This window comes from Bacillus cereus group sp. BfR-BA-01310 (assembly GCF_022664325.1).
GTDB classification, from domain to species: domain Bacteria; phylum Bacillota; class Bacilli; order Bacillales; family Bacillaceae_G; genus Bacillus_A; species Bacillus_A paramycoides.
In genome coordinates, this window is sequence record NZ_JAKUHD010000004.1 from 154,593 (window position 1) to 172,489 (window position 17,897).

Sequence of the window (17,897 nt, forward strand, 5' to 3'; positions counted from 1 at the left end):
TAACCTCTCTTTTCTCATATTACAATAAATTCGTTATAGTTCCTGTGTATACACCTGCTCGTTTACCACATTTTTTGATGTTCGTTTTTGTTGCTGTAGTAAGAAAACAGATACACCAAACAATACGAGCATGCTGCCGATAATTTGCATTGCGTTTAATTTTTCTCCAAGTAAGAAGAACGCTAGTATAGATGCCCCAACTGGTTCTCCTAAAATACTCATTGAAATTGTTGTTGCATTTACGTAGTTTAATAGCCAGTTATTAATTACGTGTGACACTGTTGGTACAATCGCAAGTAAAAGAAAAATAGTCCAGTCCCACTTCGTATAACCTGTAAAAGGCACTTGCAGTATGGCATTATAAATTCCCATGAAAATACCTGCGAATGCAAAAACTGTAAAGCTATAAATCCAATGCGATACTTTCTTTACTGTCGTTTGTCCGATAAATAAATAACCGACAACCGCTATTACACTTAAAAAGGATAATATATCTCCATAAATTGCTTGTTTACTTAAACCTAAATCTCCCCAGCCAATACACATTACACCTAATATAGCGATACCCATCGTCGCAATTGCTGAATAGGTTGTTCTTTCTTTAAACAGAAAAAAACCTCCAACTAAAGACACGATCGGTTGAAGTGCTAAAATAATTGTCGAACTAGCAACTGTTGTATGCTTTAAAGACTCAAACCATAAAAGAAAATGTAGCGCTAAAAAGAATCCAGATCCAATTAAAAATCCCCAATCTTTTATTTGAATCTTACTAAACTCTTCCCGTTTTTTCCAAACGATAGGCAGCATAATAAGTACAATAATCCATAAACGATACATACTTAAAATGGAAGATGGTGCTGAGGACATCTTTACAAAAACTGCTGCGAATGAAATGGCTATAATGGAAATTGCTAATGGTAGTGCGATTGACCTTTCTTGTTTCAAATCCTGTCTCCCCTCTCACCTGTAAAAAATCCCACTTCATTATATCCGTTTTCTTTCATAACTTAAATACAAATTTTTAGATTCTTCGTACCATTATGGTAAAATAGAAATGAAAGCACCTATTAGTGAATATTTCTTTCCTTTTCACTACAAGCGTCGCTCTTACAATCATTACAGTAAATTTTTATTTAGGGGGATATACATGAATCAAACAATAGGGAGAATTGAAGAAATTTCATTTTTTAGTACATCACTTCAAGAGGAACTTACACTTCTCGTTTATTTACCAGTAAATTATACACCTCTCCATAAACATACGGTTGTTATTGCGCAAGATGGTAGAGATTATTTTCAACTTGGTAAAGCGCACCGTGTAATTGAGCGTCTTCGTGAAACTGAAGAAATTGACCGCACAATTATTGTCGGTATTCCATATAAAAATGTACACGATCGTAAGGAGAAGTATTTCCCGAACGATGTAAAGAATGCTGCTTACATTCGTTTCCTTGCTCATGAGCTTGCTCCATATATTGATGCAAATTATCCAACGTATCAAATGGGTAAAGGCCGCGTTTTAATTGGAGATTCTCTTGGCGGTACCGTTTCCTTTATGACTGCGCTTATGTATCCGCATACATTCGGTAAGGTCGTTATGCAATCACCATTTGTTGATGACACAGTTCTTAACTTAGCGAAAGATTTCAAAGACCCACAAGCACTAGAAATTTATCATGTCATCGGTACAGAAGAAACAAATGTAAAACGTACAGATGGACAAACATCTGATTTCGTAGAACCGAATCGCGAGTTAAATAAACTTCTTTCAGGCAGAAATTTCATCACGCATTACGAAGAGTTTGAAGGTAATCACACTTGGAAGTATTGGCAAGCAGATTTACCGAAAGCATTTTCTCATATTCTATCAATGAAATAATAGAGAGCAGTATTCAGAATAATTTGATATAATAGATAAAGAGATTTATTCTCAAAATCTAACTAGACTTGCAAAGGGAGGAATTGGAACATGAAATTAGGCATTGTAATTTTTCCATCAAAAATGATTCAAGATAAAGCGAACGGATTGCGTAAACGTTATGATCCGCATTACGCATTAGTTCCGCCACACATTACATTGAAAACACCCTTTGAGACGCAAGATGAGCAATTAGAATCGATTGTAGATGAGTTACATACAATCGCAAACAAAACGAATCCATTTACCCTTCATGTTGGAAAAGTTGGTTCATTCGCACCTGTTAATAATGTTCTTTATTTTAAAGTAGAAAAAACACCTGAACTTACTTTCTTAAATGAAGAAATGCATAATGGATTCTTTACACATGAACGCGAGTACGCTTTCGTACCGCATTTAACAATCGGTCAAAGCTTATCAGATGCAGAGCACGCTGATGTATTAGGTCGATTACGTATGAAAGATTTCTATTATGAGCAACCAATCGATCGTTTCCACCTTCTATATCAATTAGAAAACGGAACTTGGACTGTACATGAAACATTCCACCTTGGAAAGGGGAACAACTAATTTGCACGCACAAATCGTACAAACAGACGAGCAGCTAAGTGATGCATTCTCTGTACGTAAACAAGTTTTTGTAGAAGAACAGCGTGTATCGTCAGAAGAAGAATACGATGAATTCGAAGATACTTCGGCGCACGTTGTTGTATATGACAATGACATTCCAATCGGTGCGGGTCGCTTTCGCATTGTTGATGGAGTTGGAAAAATGGAACGCATTTGCGTACTAGCTTCCCATCGCAAAAAAGGAATTGGTAAAATCATTATGGATGTACTTGAAGCGCACGCAAAGGAAGAGTCTCTACCAAAATTGAAACTCCATGCGCAAACACATGCTGAAGTTTTCTATAAAAAACTCGGATATGTGACGACTTCTGATGTATTTATGGAAGCAAATATCCCGCACATCGTGATGATAAAAGAATTATAATTTTGTAGCAGGAGGTACCCCCTCCTGTTTTTTACATTGCTATTTTCTTTTTCTTCCGCTAAAGTTAAATGTTGATGCTATAGTTTTGAAGGTGAATATATGACACAAGAAAAATTTTCACAAAAATCGTTAACACACGCTGGCATTCCGCAAGCGACGTATCATATTCCGAAAACATCTACCCATTTAATTATGGAAGAAGATGCAGATGCGGCGTATTTCCGCGCTTTAGAACAGCAAGGTGTTTATTTAAATGAGAAACAGTTAGAAGCAGTGCAAACGACAGAAGGACCTGTCCTTACACTAGCTGGTGCTGGAAGTGGTAAAACATCTGTTTTAACAACTCGCGTTGGTTATTTAGTTAATGTAAAACATGTTCATCCACGAAATATTTTGCTACTAACGTTTACACAAAAAGCAGCTGAAGAAATTCGAAGCCGTGTAGCGAATTTGCCTGGTATGAATCATGCCGCAAGTAGCTATGTCGTTGCTGGTACATTCCACTCTGTCTTTTTAAAATTGCTTCGTAGTCAAGGATATAATCAGCAAATTTTAGCAAATGAAAAACATAAACAAATTATGATAAAGAAAATTTTGAAAGAATTGCGCTTAAAAGACGATTATGATGCTGAAACGATACTCGCTATGATCTCACTTGAGAAAAACAAATTGAATCGTCCGAAAGATGTACAAGCGAAAACACCGGTTGAACAAGAATTCAAAGAAGTATATGAACGTTTTGAAGAGGTAAAACAACGATACAATTATATCGATTTTGACGACATCTTATTAGAAACATATTATATGTTAGAAAATAACGCTCCCCTGCTTACGCAATTACAAGAGCGTTTTCATTACATTGAAGTAGACGAGTTTCAAGATACATCGTATGCACAATATGAAATTGTAAAATTGTTAGCTTCACCAAGAAATAATTTGTTTATCGCAGGTGATGACGATCAAGCGATATACGGATGGCGAGGAGCAAGCCACCAGATCATTTTATCTTTTCCGAAAGAATTTGATAACACAACGATTATCGCCCTTAATACGAACTATCGCTCCAATCCATTTATCGTTGGACTTGGGAATGAAGTCATTAAATTAAATCAAGAACGCTTTGATAAAGAGCTGTATTCTGTTCGTGAAGAAGGTGTACAACCATTTTACGCAAGACCCGCTACGACTCTTGATGAAGCAAACCAAATTTTGCAACTCATTCAAGAAAAAGTAGATAGCGGTGAACGAAACTATAAAGATTTTTGTTTATTATATCGTACACATTCTGTAAGTCGTTCTTTACTCGATCAGCTTACAATTCATAAAATTCCATTTATAAAACATGGGGCGAGCCAATCGTTCTACGAGCATTCTTTAATTAGGCCCGTATTAGATCATTTACGATTGGTGCTGGAACCGTTCCGCCTCGAATCACTTTCAAATATATTACCAACGATGTATATTGGCCGTGATGAGTGCATTTCATTTATTGAACGTGAACAATGGAAATATGGTGAGGGCCGCTTCCCTTCTCTTCTTCATTTCCTATTACTAAATCCAAGCTTAAAACCTTTTCAAGTAAAAAAAGTAAATGAGCGAATCGATTTTATTAAATTTATAAAAGAACTTGAACCGAAAAAAGCATTGAAAGAAATTATTCATGGTAAAGGAAAATATTTAGAGTACTTACAAAGTAATGATCGTTCTTCCTTTACGATGCATAAGGACATACAAGAAGAAATGCTAGAGGAATTAATGGAATCAGCCACTCGCTTTACGGATATTCCAGCTTATTTACAATTTATTAATGAAGCAATTCAAGGTCAAAAAGAAATGGAAGCATTAAAAACAATGCCGCAAAAAGATGCCGTATCGCTTATGTCGATTCATAATGCGAAAGGCCTTGAATTCCCATGCGTCTTTTTACTCGGAGCAAGCGATGGCATTCTGCCTCACACTTCTTCTTTAAAAGACGCAAATGACCGTGTAACTGAGACTTCTGAAGCATTAGAAGAAGAACGACGATTACTGTATGTCGCAATTACACGCGCAAAAGAAGAACTTTACATTTCCTCTCCGCAATTTTTCAGAGGAAAAAAACTAGATATATCTCGTTTTTTATATACTACGCGAAAAGATTTACCTGAAAAGACATCCACAAAATAAGGATGTCTTTTTTCCATATCACGTTATGTACATCCCCTCTATATAAATTCCCTGTTTCTATCCTGAGAATTAACGTAATATCAACCATATCCCACTCATATTGTAATAGTGTATGTCAGAACTCACGATAAGGAGTGAACATAATGAGCTGCAATTGTAACGAAGATCATCATCACCATAATTTTGATTTCAACTGTGTATCTAATGTCGTTCGTTTTATACATGAACTACAAGAATGTGCAACCACAACATGCGGATCTGGGTGCGAAATTCCATTTTTAGGAGCACATAATAGCGCAGCAGTTGCAAATACGCGTCCTTTTATTTTATACACAAAAGATGGAGAACCATTCAAAGCATTTGCACCATCAGGAAATTCTAAGCACTGTACGTCTTCGATTTTCCGCGTTGAGAGCATAGATGATGACGACTGCGCTGTGCTACGCGTATTAGTTGTTGTATTATGTGATGGCTCTCCTGTACCAGCTCATGATGATCCAATCTGTACGTTTTTAAATGTACCAAATGCGAAATTAAAATCGACCTCCTCTTGTCTTACTGTCGATTTAAATTGCTTCTGCGCTATTCAATGCTTACGCGATGTTTCTATATAAAACTACACAATGATTTAAGTATGGATTGGGTGGCAGAGAACTCTGCCACCCAATCCATGCTTAAAAGGTATTATTATGTATTTTTCATAAAATTTGGAACTTGTTCACTACATTAACTGAGAGTAGAAACAGATAAAAGAGTGAAAAACACATTCTCTTCTGATTGCGAATTTACTAAAATTGATTGCGAGGCGAAACCAGCTAGTACACTAACTGCCTTCGGTTTTGCTTTTAATGCTTTTGCGCCTCAATTCGCTTCATTATTCACACCATTACTATTACCTAGCACAAGTCCCAATCCAAACATTACGGTTCCGATAATAAACGATACGGTAAGTATAGGAGATGGTATTAAAATTCAACTACCTGGTATTTATCAAATCAGTTATAAATTATCAATAAGCCTTGATAATTCCAATGCAATCCCTGAAGCTAATCGTTTTTTCTTATCATTAGATACACCACACAATATTATTCCAGGCTCAAGTACTGCGGTCCGCTCTAACGTTATTGGCACTGGTGAAGCAGATATCTCCAGCGGTGTTATCCTTATTAACTTAAACCCTAGCAACTTCATTCAAATTGTACCAGTCGAATTATTCGGTAGTGTAGATGTTCGTGCTGCAGCATTAACAGTTGTACAAATCGGTTAGTAAAAAGCGGTATTTCTTAACCGAAATACTGCTTTTTATTTTTATAATAAAAAACACTCACAGTAACATGAGTGTTTCATTCTTCATATTATTTTAATATGTTCTTCTTTTCCCACAGTTACATCCCTTTTTCTTCACAAATCCTTGTTGCTGTAACTGTTCTTGATATGCCTGTTGTTGTGCTTGTTGCTGTTGCTGTTGCTGTTGCTGCTGTATATTATACCACTGCTGTAGGTCATATGAATTCTGACTTGGATTATTACTCACAGCAAACATCTCCTCTACTATCAATTCTGTCTATTTACTATATGAACAACTCCTTATTTCCGTTCCCTCATCCTCTTAAACTCCGCTTTTACTAGCATCATGAAGATTTATCCCGATTGGTGAGGGCTAATAGTTAGTGTGGATGATCCCCAGTTTCATTTTATTATTCTCCCATAAAATATCCTGTAATTGTTTCAATGATCGCCGCTGCACCTGCAATGGCTAATAATGCTAGTACAGGCTCTGCAACAATAGGAATCCATTTATATAAAACTAATAAAAAAGCACTGACCCACACACCTGTACACCAATAGCAGCTTAATAATTCTCCAATCCACTTTCTTAATCCTTTCCCTTTCACCTTTGTAAAAGTCGATACACTTCCATCTGGTTCCGTAATCTCTAACTCCTCAATAAACGGTCTTCGCAAAAAAGCTGTAATTTTATCATACACAATGAGACGAGTTAACCTAAAAGCCGCTAGCGCGAAAATAAAAAATAAAAGCCAGCTTGTAACTAACATACTTCCACCTTCCCTATCTTCTTTAGCCTATTTAAAAAAAAGGTCTTGAGACTGTGACCAAATCTCTCCTACTCCAATATCTTATTAATGTAAATACAAACAAGAAGATAAGGAGTGACATTAATGAGCTGTAACGAAAATAAACACCATGGCTCTTCTCACTGCGTAGTTGACGTCGTAAAATTCATCAATGAACTACAAGATTGTTCTACTACAACGTGTGGATCTGGTTGTGAAATTCCATTTTTAGGAGCACATAACACTGCATCAGTAGCGAATACACGTCCTTTTATTTTATACACAAAAGATGGAGAACCTTTTAAAGCATTTGCACCAGTAGCAGTAGGAGAAGCTAAGCACTGTACGTCTGCAGTTTTCCGTGTTGAGAGCGTAGATGACGGTAGCTGCGCTGTGCTACGCGTATTAGTTGTAGTATTAGGTAATGGCTCCCCTGTACCAGCTGATGATGATCCAATTTGTACGTTTTTAAATGTACCAAATGCAAAGTTAAAATCAACACCTACTTGTATTACTGTTGATTTAAGCTGTTTCTGTGCTATTCAGTGCTTAAGCGACGTTTCTATTTAATAAGTAAACTAAAAAACTATTGGGGGGGAGGTAGAGTCTTTCTACCACCTTTACATATTTATAAACCGGCCATATCAATCGATTTTATTTCTTTTATAGGTAACTTAATGTCTCTCATACTATTTGATGGCATAATTGATACGACTCCATTTTGGTACGATATAATCGACCCTACATATGATATCGTTGCTGTTTTTATTCTGCATCTTACTTTCGGAATGTAATGAGGGCGGTTTAATAAGAAGTTAATTTTTTCTTTATTGCTCATAGCCTTAAACGATTTATTGTGCGGGACTGTCCTCACCTGCTCTTCTTCTACTTGATGCTCCTCTTGCTCAAGCTTTTCTTCTACCGTCTCTTCCATCGCACTACTGACAATACTTTGATCTCTATCGAGCTGCTCACGCCTACCATCATTTTTAAAGTTTGTAAGAATAATTCTTTTTATTTTCGGTGCAGCAAGTTCTAAATTTACTTGTGCAATATATAACAACGGTTTTCCAACTGTTGAACTTTTATTTTTATTCTTCACACTCGTCCCTCCCACTTCCATACATAGCTGGATAAATCGTGTACTATTATAGTTATATTCATAACAATGCAAGAACTTTCGTTAAAAATCGTTCTTTCCTAGGACAATTAAAAAGGACAGTCTCAATATTTAGAGACTGTCCTTTTTAAAAAACTATAATCAATATTATATTTATCCTAGAATATGATATCCTGAATCAACATGAATGTTTTCACCTGTTACTCCGCGTGCTAAATCACTGAATAAGAATACTGCTGTATCTCCCACTTCTTCTGGAGTTGTTGTGCGACGAAGTGGTGCGCGCTCCTCAATTTCTTTTAAGATTGAGTTAAAGTCACCTACACCTTTCGCAGATAACGTACGAATTGGTCCTGCAGAAATAGCGTTGACGCGAATGCCGTGTTGTCCTAAATCGTTCGCTAAATATTTTACACTAGCTTCTAATGAAGCTTTCGCAACACCCATAACGTTATAGTTTTTCACAACGCGTTCGCCGCCAAGGTATGTTAAAGTTAAAATATTTCCGCCTTCTGTCATCACTTTCTTCGCTTCTCTTGCTACAGCTGTTAAAGAGAATGCACTAATATTTTGTGCAAGTAAAAATCCATCGCGAGAAGTATCTACAAATTCACCTTTTAAATCATCACGATTTGCAAAAGCAATACAGTGTGCAACACCGTGAATTGTACCAACTTCTTGCTTAATAGTTTCAAAGCAAGCTGTAAGTTCCTCATCATTCGTTACATCACAAGGTAATACAAGTGATTCTTGCCCTTCTAATGTTTCCGCTAATTCACGAACGTTTCTTTCTAAACGCTCTCCTGCATATGTGAATATTAATTTTGCACCTGCATTATGCAAAGAGCGAGCAATTCCCCATGCAATACTTCTTTGGTTCGCAACGCCCATAACAACAAATGTTTTCCCTTGTAATAGTTCCATGATATATCCTCCCAGAAATACTTATACTTGTTATTAGTACCTGATACTATAATTATAGTACCATAAAACCTCTTAAAGGCAAACAAAAAAGTCATTAACATACATTTGTTAATGACTTTTTGTTTCTATAAAAAACCGTTCTAATCCTTCTTCCCAAGAAGGCATTTGTAAAAAAACATTTAATTGTAGCATTTTATGCTGAAAGATCGAATATTTCGGTCTCGCTGCCACCGATCCAAATTCCTCAGTCGACACAGGTAACACATTCACTCTCATTTTTGTGTGCGAAAATATTTTTTGAGCAAATTCAAACCAAGAACACGAACCGAGATTTGATACGTGATACGTACCGTATAAGGACGTATGAATGAGCTTGTTAATCACAGTAATTAAATCCGCCACGTACGTAGGAGAACCAACTTGATCAGCTACAACAGATATGTTTTCTTTCTCTTTTCCTAAGCGCAGCATCGTTTTCACAAAATTATTTCCATATTTTCCATACAGCCACGATGTACGAACTATGAAATATTTATTATGTAACTCTTTTACAAACTGTTCTCCTGCAAGCTTAGAATATCCGTATATATTTATCGGTGCTGGATTATGAAATTCATGATATCCGTTCGGCCTATTACCTGGAAATACATAATCGGTACTGATGTAAACTAATTTAGCCCCTACTAATTGTGAAGCAACTGCTACATTCCGAGCTCCAATCGCATTTATTAAGTACGCAAGATTCTGTTCTTTCTCAGCAGCATCTACCTTCGTATACGCTGCGCAATGAATAATTGTATGCGGCCTTATTTCTTGTACGACTTGCTCAATTTGAGATATATTTGTTACATCAAGTGACTTCTTATCAAATGGATACATGTCATATTCCTCAGAATTCAACTCTTCTTGTAGTTGCTTCCCCAATTGACCGTTAGCTCCCGTTATGATAATCCGTTCTTTCATCTACATGCCCCTTACTTTTCTTTTAGTGGTTTCCACCATTCCGTATTGTTTTCATACCATTCCACTGTTTCTTTTAATCCTTGCTCGAATGTATACTTCGGTTCCCAATCAAACTCATTCTTCATTTTATGTGCCTCAATCGCATAACGACGATCGTGACCTAAACGATCTGTTACAAATTCAATATCTTTTTTTGTTTTTCCTAAAAGTTCTATAATTTGTTCCACAACATCTACATTTGTCTTTTCATTATTTCCACCAATATTATATACCTCTCCTACACGTCCCTTATGCAAGACGGTGTCAATTGCACTACAATGATCCATTACATGCAGCCAATCCCTTACATTTAATCCATCACCATATAAAGGTAGTTTCTTTCCTTCAAGTGCATTCGTAACCATTAACGGTATTAACTTCTCAGGATATTGATACGGTCCATAATTATTAGAACAACGCGTCACAATAACTGGTAATTGGTATGTTTTATAATAAGATAAGGCTATCATATCCGCGCTCGCCTTACTTGAAGAATATGGACTATTTGGCGCTAATGGGGTTTCCTCTGTAAATTTCCCCGTTCTCCCTAAAGAACCGTATACTTCATCTGTTGATACTTGCACGAGTTTAATATGTGGATATTTTTTCACTAACTCCAATAACGTAACTGTACCTATTACATTCGTATCATAAAAAGGGATTGGGTTTTCAATACTACGATCCACATGTGATTCAGCCGCGAAATTTACAATTACTTGCGCGTCACATTCATGAATAACATGCTCTAGCATCTCTCCATTTTGAATTTCCCCTTTTACGAATGAGTAGTTAGGATTATCTTGAATAGACTTTACATTATTTAAATTCCCGCTATATGTTAATGCATCATAATTAATAATTTTATATGTTTCATATTTTTTTAACATATAATGTATGAAATTACTTCCAATAAATCCCGCTCCACCTGTTACTAATATATTCATAAACAACTCTCCTACTTAAAAACTATCTTCATATTCCTGGAGTAATGGTAATATTCGATCCTTATCAGACAAGATAGGATTTGTTACCGGCCATGGAATTGCTAATTCTTTATCTTCCCAAAGCAAACCTGAATCGTGATCAGCACTATAATACTCATCTACTTTATACATAACAATTGTATGAGGTACAAGCGTACAAAAACCATGAGCAAATCCTTTTGGCACTAATAATTGCCTATGATTATCCGCACTTAAAATATACCCTCTCCACTGTTTAAAAGTTGGTGATTCTTTTCGCAAATCAACGATAACATCATATATTGCACCTTGCATAACTTGAATAAGCTTCGTTTGTGCTTTCGGATCTTTTTGAAAGTGTAACCCACGAATCGTTCCCGACCTAGCTGAATAAGATACATTATCCTGTACAAATGAATACGTAATCTCTAACGTTTCTAGTATTTTCTTATTATAACTTTCTGTAAAAAAACCTCGCTCGTCTTCAAATAACCTCGGTTCTAACAATTTCGCATCGGTAAAATTTGTTTCTACAACTTTCATATTTTCACCTATTTTCCATTAAACTGTTTCCCAAAGTTTATATCTCGCGCTAACGTATTCGCTCTTTGAAGAGATGCATAAGTTCCCGCATCAGTCCACCAACCGCTCATTTCATTATAAGTAAGTACCCCTCGTTTTAAATACCAATTATTTATATCTGTAATTTCAAGTTCCCCTCTTGCGGAAGGTTTTAATTCTTTTATATAAGAAAAGACTTTCGAATCATACAAATAAATTCCCGTCACAGCATAAGAACTTTTCGGCTCCTTCGGCTTTTCTTCAATTTCAATTATTTTCCGCCCTTGAATATGCGCTACGCCAAATCGTTCGGGATCTTCTACAGATTGAAGCAGCACTTTCGCACCTTCTTTTTGACTTGTAAACTCTTCAACATATGGACGAATATCATCTGAAAAGATATTATCTCCTAATATAACTACCATACGATCATTCCCGACGAAGCCCTCACAAAGCCCTAACGCCTGTGCAATCCCGCCCGCCTCATCTTGCACACGATACGTAAAGGACACGCCAAATTCTTGACCACTTCCTAGAAAGCTAACAACATCTCCCATATGCTCTTTACCTGTAATAATCATAATATCTGTAATTTCACATTGCTTCAGCTTATATACCGCATGATAAATCATCGGATATCGCCCAACGGGAAGTAAATGTTTATTCGTTACTTTCGTTATTGGATATAGTCTCGACCCTGTCCCGCCTGCTAAAATAATCCCTTTCATCCTTCATCACGAACAATCATACATAAGCTAATTGTAATTTCATGCTTGTTCAATATAATCACCCGCTCCCCACTCAATCATATGTTATATATACAAAAAACTTCCCCTTTTTTTATATTATTCAATATATTCGAGATTTCTTTTCAATCCTTCTAATGTCGATGGTATTTTCTCACTAATTCCCACCTACTATATAATGAGAGATTTATGGAGGTGACTTTATGTCCAATCATACTTATTCAGATGGTTTAAATCCGGATGAATCTTTATCCGCCAGTGCATTTGATCCTAATCTCATAGGACCTACATTACCGCCAATTCCACCATTTACTTTTCCTACTGGACCGACCAGTATCACTGGGAACTCCGGGCCGACTGGCACTACCGGAACTACTGGGGCTACCGGAACTACTGGGGCTACTGGACCGACTGGAGCTACCGGAACTACTGGAGCTACCGGCGCCACTGGCACTACTGGAGCTACCGGAACTACTGGGGCTACTGGAGCTACAGGAGCTACCGGCGCTACTGGCACTACTGGCGCTACCGGCGCCACTGGCACTACTGGAGCTACCGGCGCCACTGGCACTACTGGAGCTACCGGCGCCACTGGCACTACTGGAGCTACCGGCGCCACTGGCACTACTGGAGCTACCGGAACTACTGGGGCTACTGGACCGACTGGAGCTACCGGCGCCACTGGCACTACTGGGGCTACTGGACCGACTGGGGCTACTGGACCGTCTGGGGCAGGACTTCCAGCAGGCTTGTACGCATTTAACTCTGATTCGGCTGGTGTCACTTTGTCGGGTACCGGACCTGTACCGTTTAATACATTGGGATCACAATTCGGCACAGCAATTTCTCCATTTTCAGGTGGTGATACTTTCAACATAAACGAAACTGGATTCTATAAAATTACCGTTATCGTATATACTACATCGGCAAGTGCATTAGGTAACATTGAAATTCAAGTTAATGGCTCACCTATACCAGGCGCCAATACAACTTTAGTTATAGCTGGAGTACCTATCGTTATCCAAGCGATTACACAAATTACATCAACTCCATCATTAGTTGAAGCATTTGTTACAAACATCACTGGATTATCACTAACTGCTGGTACGAGTGCATCAATTACTATTGAAAAAATCGCTTAATTTTTACTTAGCAGTAAAACTGATATAAGTTTTACTGCTTTTTCTATTATGTATTCAATCATTATTTCTTCTCTTTCTACATTAGCCATAATGTCGTATACCTTTTTATAGGAGGCTCACATATAGAAAACAAATCTGTAGTTCAACCTTTCCACGAATTGCTAAAAAGAACAGCTTTGTTTGAAATATGAGTAGCGTATGAGCCATATCTCCCTACCTCATTACATATATCTATAGAACTTCCGCCTCGGTTGCGCATTCAATTGAAGATCCTCCAGTACCATTTCTAAGTATTTTAAAGACTTCTTTACATACCGTCACATTTCAAATATCATTCCTAATGCACATGTACGTCTTTCTCATTATTTGGATATAATTATAAAAAGAGCTAAATCATTAGCCTATTCTACGAAAATAAAAGTATATAATCGATATGTGAATCCACGTTATCGATCATGCATTCATTTTAAACTCTGCGATACAACAACTAAGATCCACTAATATAAAGAGCATTAGAAAGGAATACATACAGTGAAAGACTCAAATCCTCAATATCAAATAGACTACATATTAATATTTATTTTATTTGCCATTGGGACTGTTAGTTGCTTCGCTATTGCAAGTGCACAACCTTCTTTACCACCATTTTTACAAAACGTAAATTTTGTCCTAAAGCAAATCCAGTGGTACGTTATTGGATTTATCGCCATTGGTGTTATTATGATTATCGATTTTGATCGCTATAAAAAAATTGCTTGGTATTTGTATGGCTTTGCAATGATACTTCTTATTGGCCTAGAGCTTCAAGTTCCTGGCGCCGTTACAATTAAAGGGGCTACCGCGTGGTACAGACTTCCAGGCATCGGAAATTTTCAGCCTTCTGAAATTATGAAATTATTTTTGATTATCGTCGTTGGACGAATTATAGCGAACCATAATGAGAAGTACCCTTTCCGGACAACTCGTGAAGATTTTATTTTACTCGGAAAAATATTCGCAGCTAGTTTGCCTCCACTACTTCTAATCGCTAAAGAACCTGATTTAGGAAACACAATGGTTATTTCTGCGATGCTCGCAGCAATGATTTTAGTTTCTGGTATACGTTGGCGCTTTATTTTCGGATTAACCTCCGGTGTTTTCGCCATAGGCTCTACCTTAACATATATTTATTTCACGCATACAGAGTTCTTTAAGGGATACATTCTAAAAGAATATCAGTTAAACCGTTTCTACGGTTGGCTAGCACCTTATGAATATGACGCTCAAGGATTTCAATTAAGACAAGCATTTTTAGCTGCGGGATCAGGAGAGATGCAAGGAAAAGGATGGGAGAATGGACAAGTATATTTTCCGGAACCACACACAGATTTTATTTTCACAAATGTCGCTGAACAATTCGGTTTTTTAGGAGCAAGTGTCATCATTTCACTTTTTTTCTTACTCATTTATCGAATGATTCATATCGCTTTAGAAAGCAATGAACCTTTCGGTAGTTATATTTGCGCTGGTACAATCGGAATGTTCACGTTCCAGGTATTCCAAAATATCGGGATGACAATCGGTTTACTCCCTATTACAGGAATAACGTTACCGCTTATGAGCTACGGCGGGAGTTCACTGCTCACATATCTGATTGCTATTGGATTTATTTTAAACGTACGCTCAAGAACTAAAATCTTTATGTTTAAATGAACCATATCGAAAAACGGTATGGTTTTTTTCTATGTCCATTTTAGATATACTAATAAAAAAATGAGCTGGAGGTTTAAATATGAAATATGACATTATAGGTGATATTCACGGATGCTTCCAAGAGTTTCAAGATTTAACAACGAAACTAGGGTATAGCTGGGATAGTGGTCTCCCAATTCATAACGCAAAACGAAAGCTTGCATTCGTTGGTGATATTACAGACCGAGGTCCTTATTCATTACGTATGATTGAAATTGTATGGGAGCTCGTAATAAATAGAAAAGATGCTTATTATGCGCCAGGGAATCACTGTAATAAACTGTATCGTTTCTTCCTTGGGCGTAATGTTACAATCGCTCATGGGCTCGAAACAACTGTTGCAGAATATGAAGCATTGCCTTCTAATCAGCAACAAATAATAAAAGAAAAATTCATTACTCTTTACGAACAATCACCGCTATATCACATACTGGATGAAAAAAAATTAATCGTCTGTCACGCTGGTATTCGGCAAGATTACATAGGAAGACAAGATAAAAAAGTACAAACATTTGTATTATATGGTGATATTACAGGCGAAAAACACCCTGACGGCTCACCTGTCCGCCGAGATTGGGCGAAAGAGTATATGGGTGAAACATGGATTATTTATGGACATACACCTGTCAATGAACCCCGCTTTGTGAATCATACAGTCAATATTGATACCGGCGCTGTATTTGGTGGTAAACTAACTGGACTACGTTACCCTGAGATGGAGACTGTTTCTGTCCCTTCTTCCTTACCTTTTGTTCCTGAAAAGTTCCGCCCAATTTCATAAAGTGAAACTTTAATCAGTGGGGGTTTTGTTCATTCCCCACTGATTATTAGCCCACACCAATCGGGCTTTTACGGGCAGTTGATCTCCCGCCTAACTTCTTTGCTTTACTTCCGAATTTTGAGGTGGGAGTCTTACTGCCCGTTAATGCGGGATAAATACCCCTATTGAATTCACAAGTAACAGGGAAAAATGGTGTTTTCTAGGCGTATCCCACACTAAAACTGGATAAAGCAATTAAAAAAAGATGCAATAAAGTGCATCTTTTTTTAATTGTGCGGCATATACTGTCGCAGGAGGTGACGGAATGAAGAAAAAATCTTCTAAACAAAAAAGAAAATTCCACCCTTTATACCATCCCATGTATGGAATTAACAACTGGTGCAGTATTCGAGCTGCAGCTATTGAAAAGATAGAAGAACGAGAAGAAATAAAAAAAGATAAAACGGGAGAAATGTATATCTCTTTAGAGAGTGCTGTTATGAAGCGAATTATAGATAACCGAAAAATAAAAGCACTACAAAAAAAGAAACGTCTTTCTCATAAAAATGAGCCTATACTTGAGTCAAACAGTGTGCAAGAGAAAATAAAAAAAGAACTTCCTGAAACAATTAAAGAAAAAATCCAGACTGAAATTCCTGAAGCAATTAAAGAAAAAATCCAGACTGAAATCCCCGCCAATATTATACAGCAAGTAAAAAAAATAAAAGAAGTATTAACTTTAACCGATGACACAAAAAAAGAAGAGCCTACTATCACTCAATCTCACATACCTTCACCTACTCCTTCAAAGAATAAAAAAGTGGCGAGATATGCATTTAAGGAGGGCCTTCACTCTACAGCTGACGGAATCGCCTCACATGCCGAAGGATTTCTTACACAAGCAATGGGTCCCTTTTCTCATGCAGAAGGGACAAAAACAAAAGCAACTGGACATAGTTCGCATAGTGAAGGAAGTGAAACGACAGCAGGCGGCTCTTATTCTCACGCGGAAGGAAAACATACGATTTCTTTAGGCGAAGCAGCACATGCAGAAGGAACCGCGACTATCGCTAACGGGTTCTCATCTCATGCGGAAGGAAATCATACATCAACAGCTAATTTTGCCGGTAGCCATATTATGGGGAAATTTGGTACAGCCGAAGAGGCTTATTCATGGTTTATTGCAAATGGTACAAATGAAACCGATCATAATATAGGTGCAAAATGGCTTGCTCATAATGGAGAAATGTATATCGATGGCGCTTCTTACAATGCAAGCGGAACTGATTATGCACAAATGTTTGAAACAGCAGATCATAACCCTATTGATGTCGGTTATTTCGTTACATTTAGTAGGGAAGAAAAAATTCGTATAGCTACTTCAAACGATTCATTCATATTAGGAATATCTAGTGCTACACCCGCTCTCATAGGAAATAGCGGTGCTTTAAGTTGGGCAAAGCGCTATACAACAGATAGCTTCGGAAAACGTCAATATACACGTACGGACACGCAAGAAATACTGCCTCTTTTAAATACAGAATGGGATCCAGCTTGCAAGTATATATCAAGACGAAATCGCACCGAGTGGCTTCCTATCGGATTAATTGGACAAATGTTAGTACGTGATGACGGTACTTGCGAAACACACGGATATTGTCGTCCAAATGATGACGGCATTGCTACAAAAGCTGAAAGTGGCTTTTTCGTTATAAAACGTACTAGTGAGAATCAAATTCTAATATTATTCCGCTAAGAAAAAAGGGAACAAAATTCTTATTGTATTAAGAATTTTG

General features: G+C 37.1%; 20 protein-coding genes. 11 read left to right on the forward strand and 9 right to left on the reverse strand.

Annotated features, from left to right (window positions below; all coding sequences use genetic code 11):
* Window positions 1–33 precede the first annotated feature (33 nt).
* A complete protein-coding gene (locus MR109_RS11230; protein ID WP_025149165.1) occupies window positions 34–945 on the reverse strand; it encodes a DMT family transporter in 912 nt (303 codons plus the stop codon).
* A 202-nt stretch (window positions 946–1,147) separates the two neighbouring features.
* On the opposite strand from MR109_RS11230, the gene MR109_RS11235 reads away from it, so the two are divergent.
* The 6 genes from MR109_RS11235 to exsF all read left to right on the forward strand — a co-directional run bounded on the left by MR109_RS11235 (window position 1,148) and on the right by exsF (window position 6,345).
* Complete coding sequence (locus MR109_RS11235) at window positions 1,148–1,879, forward strand: alpha/beta hydrolase (RefSeq protein WP_002170873.1); 732 nt, start codon at window positions 1,148–1,150, stop codon at window positions 1,877–1,879.
* 90 nt (window positions 1,880–1,969) lie between these two features.
* On the forward strand, window positions 1,970–2,488 hold the full coding sequence (locus MR109_RS11240; protein WP_071720077.1) for a YjcG family protein: 519 nt from the start codon (window positions 1,970–1,972) through the stop codon (window positions 2,486–2,488).
* Window position 2,489: 1 nt separating this feature from the next.
* Window positions 2,490–2,912: a GNAT family N-acetyltransferase gene (locus tag MR109_RS11245; protein WP_025149163.1), complete on the forward strand. Its 423-nt coding sequence runs from the start codon at window positions 2,490–2,492 to the stop codon at window positions 2,910–2,912.
* Between the two features lie 99 nt (window positions 2,913–3,011).
* Window positions 3,012–5,078: an ATP-dependent helicase gene (locus MR109_RS11250; RefSeq protein ID WP_002170870.1), complete on the forward strand. Its 2,067-nt coding sequence runs from the start codon at window positions 3,012–3,014 to the stop codon at window positions 5,076–5,078.
* Window positions 5,079–5,221: 143 nt separating this feature from the next.
* On the forward strand, window positions 5,222–5,692 hold the full coding sequence (locus MR109_RS11255) for a CotY/CotZ family spore coat protein (RefSeq protein ID WP_002170869.1): 471 nt from the start codon (window positions 5,222–5,224) through the stop codon (window positions 5,690–5,692).
* A 140-nt stretch (window positions 5,693–5,832) separates the two neighbouring features.
* On the forward strand, window positions 5,833–6,345 hold the full coding sequence (gene exsF, locus MR109_RS11260; protein ID WP_071720076.1) for an exosporium protein ExsF: 513 nt from the start codon (window positions 5,833–5,835) through the stop codon (window positions 6,343–6,345).
* Window positions 6,346–6,438: 93 nt separating this feature from the next.
* Here the strand turns inward: exsF and MR109_RS11265 are convergent, their stop codons facing one another.
* Both MR109_RS11265 and MR109_RS11270 read right to left on the reverse strand, forming a co-directional pair.
* Window positions 6,439–6,621 (reverse strand): cytochrome C oxidase subunit III, encoded by a 183-nt coding sequence (locus MR109_RS11265; RefSeq protein ID WP_242272117.1) that lies wholly within the window; start codon window positions 6,619–6,621, stop codon window positions 6,439–6,441.
* A 154-nt stretch (window positions 6,622–6,775) separates the two neighbouring features.
* Complete coding sequence (locus MR109_RS11270; RefSeq protein ID WP_002170866.1) at window positions 6,776–7,135, reverse strand: DUF1360 domain-containing protein; 360 nt, start codon at window positions 7,133–7,135, stop codon at window positions 6,776–6,778.
* Window positions 7,136–7,258: 123 nt separating this feature from the next.
* Between MR109_RS11270 and MR109_RS11275 the strand changes: the two genes are divergently transcribed.
* Complete coding sequence (locus MR109_RS11275; RefSeq protein WP_002170865.1) at window positions 7,259–7,723, forward strand: CotY/CotZ family spore coat protein; 465 nt, start codon at window positions 7,259–7,261, stop codon at window positions 7,721–7,723.
* A gap of 58 nt (window positions 7,724–7,781) precedes the next feature.
* Here MR109_RS11275 and MR109_RS11280 read toward each other — a convergent pair whose 3' ends face one another.
* The 6 genes from MR109_RS11280 to MR109_RS11305 form a co-directional block, all read right to left on the reverse strand.
* On the reverse strand, window positions 7,782–8,276 hold the full coding sequence (locus tag MR109_RS11280) for a CotO family spore coat protein (protein ID WP_242272118.1): 495 nt from the start codon (window positions 8,274–8,276) through the stop codon (window positions 7,782–7,784).
* Window positions 8,277–8,426: 150 nt separating this feature from the next.
* Window positions 8,427–9,197: an enoyl-ACP reductase FabI gene (fabI, locus tag MR109_RS11285; RefSeq protein ID WP_025149155.1), complete on the reverse strand. Its 771-nt coding sequence runs from the start codon at window positions 9,195–9,197 to the stop codon at window positions 8,427–8,429.
* A gap of 108 nt (window positions 9,198–9,305) precedes the next feature.
* Complete coding sequence (rfbD, locus tag MR109_RS11290; RefSeq protein ID WP_071720074.1) at window positions 9,306–10,160, reverse strand: dTDP-4-dehydrorhamnose reductase; 855 nt, start codon at window positions 10,158–10,160, stop codon at window positions 9,306–9,308.
* Between the two features lie 11 nt (window positions 10,161–10,171).
* Window positions 10,172–11,143 (reverse strand): dTDP-glucose 4,6-dehydratase, encoded by a 972-nt coding sequence (gene rfbB, locus MR109_RS11295; protein WP_071720073.1) that lies wholly within the window; start codon window positions 11,141–11,143, stop codon window positions 10,172–10,174.
* Between the two features lie 15 nt (window positions 11,144–11,158).
* Window positions 11,159–11,704, reverse strand: coding sequence for a dTDP-4-dehydrorhamnose 3,5-epimerase (gene rfbC / locus MR109_RS11300; RefSeq protein WP_071720072.1), 546 nt, complete (start codon window positions 11,702–11,704; stop codon window positions 11,159–11,161).
* Between the two features lie 8 nt (window positions 11,705–11,712).
* Entirely contained in the window at window positions 11,713–12,450 is a 738-nt protein-coding gene (locus tag MR109_RS11305; RefSeq protein WP_071720071.1) for a sugar phosphate nucleotidyltransferase, read from the reverse strand.
* Window positions 12,451–12,671: 221 nt separating this feature from the next.
* On the opposite strand from MR109_RS11305, the gene MR109_RS11310 reads away from it, so the two are divergent.
* The 4 genes from MR109_RS11310 to MR109_RS11325 all read left to right on the forward strand — a co-directional run bounded on the left by MR109_RS11310 (window position 12,672) and on the right by MR109_RS11325 (window position 17,857).
* Complete coding sequence (locus MR109_RS11310; RefSeq protein ID WP_242272119.1) at window positions 12,672–13,610, forward strand: BclA C-terminal domain-containing protein; 939 nt, start codon at window positions 12,672–12,674, stop codon at window positions 13,608–13,610.
* Between the two features lie 531 nt (window positions 13,611–14,141).
* Entirely contained in the window at window positions 14,142–15,302 is a 1,161-nt protein-coding gene (locus tag MR109_RS11315) for an FtsW/RodA/SpoVE family cell cycle protein (protein ID WP_071717617.1), read from the forward strand.
* Between the two features lie 79 nt (window positions 15,303–15,381).
* Window positions 15,382–16,122 carry a bis(5'-nucleosyl)-tetraphosphatase PrpE gene (gene prpE, locus MR109_RS11320; RefSeq protein ID WP_242272120.1) on the forward strand — a complete coding sequence of 247 codons (741 nt, stop codon included), beginning with the start codon at window positions 15,382–15,384 and terminating at the stop codon, window positions 16,120–16,122.
* A 304-nt stretch (window positions 16,123–16,426) separates the two neighbouring features.
* On the forward strand, window positions 16,427–17,857 hold the full coding sequence (locus MR109_RS11325; RefSeq protein ID WP_242272121.1) for a peptidase G2 autoproteolytic cleavage domain-containing protein: 1,431 nt from the start codon (window positions 16,427–16,429) through the stop codon (window positions 17,855–17,857).
* The last annotated feature ends 40 nt before the right edge of the window (window positions 17,858–17,897 follow it).

Coding starts and splice junctions, on each gene's coding strand:
- MR109_RS11235 (WP_002170873.1), top strand. CDS start 1,148: ATGAATCAAACAATAGGGAGAATTGAAGAAATTTCATTTTTTAGTACA.
- MR109_RS11240 (WP_071720077.1), top strand. CDS start 1,970: ATGAAATTAGGCATTGTAATTTTTCCATCAAAAATGATTCAAGATAAA.
- MR109_RS11280 (WP_242272118.1), bottom strand. CDS start 8,276: ATGGAAGTGGGAGGGACGAGTGTGAAGAATAAAAATAAAAGTTCAACA.
- MR109_RS11270 (WP_002170866.1), bottom strand. CDS start 7,135: ATGTTAGTTACAAGCTGGCTTTTATTTTTTATTTTCGCGCTAGCGGCT.
- prpE (WP_242272120.1), top strand. CDS start 15,382: ATGAAATATGACATTATAGGTGATATTCACGGATGCTTCCAAGAGTTT.
- MR109_RS11255 (WP_002170869.1), top strand. CDS start 5,222: ATGAGCTGCAATTGTAACGAAGATCATCATCACCATAATTTTGATTTC.
- MR109_RS11305 (WP_071720071.1), bottom strand. CDS start 12,450: ATGAAAGGGATTATTTTAGCAGGCGGGACAGGGTCGAGACTATATCCA.
- rfbC (WP_071720072.1), bottom strand. CDS start 11,704: ATGAAAGTTGTAGAAACAAATTTTACCGATGCGAAATTGTTAGAACCG.
- MR109_RS11265 (WP_242272117.1), bottom strand. CDS start 6,621: ATGTTTGCTGTGAGTAATAATCCAAGTCAGAATTCATATGACCTACAG.
- rfbB (WP_071720073.1), bottom strand. CDS start 11,143: ATGAATATATTAGTAACAGGTGGAGCGGGATTTATTGGAAGTAATTTC.
- MR109_RS11325 (WP_242272121.1), top strand. CDS start 16,427: ATGAAGAAAAAATCTTCTAAACAAAAAAGAAAATTCCACCCTTTATAC.
- MR109_RS11275 (WP_002170865.1), top strand. CDS start 7,259: ATGAGCTGTAACGAAAATAAACACCATGGCTCTTCTCACTGCGTAGTT.
- MR109_RS11310 (WP_242272119.1), top strand. CDS start 12,672: ATGTCCAATCATACTTATTCAGATGGTTTAAATCCGGATGAATCTTTA.
- rfbD (WP_071720074.1), bottom strand. CDS start 10,160: ATGAAAGAACGGATTATCATAACGGGAGCTAACGGTCAATTGGGGAAG.
- fabI (WP_025149155.1), bottom strand. CDS start 9,197: ATGGAACTATTACAAGGGAAAACATTTGTTGTTATGGGCGTTGCGAAC.
- MR109_RS11250 (WP_002170870.1), top strand. CDS start 3,012: ATGACACAAGAAAAATTTTCACAAAAATCGTTAACACACGCTGGCATT.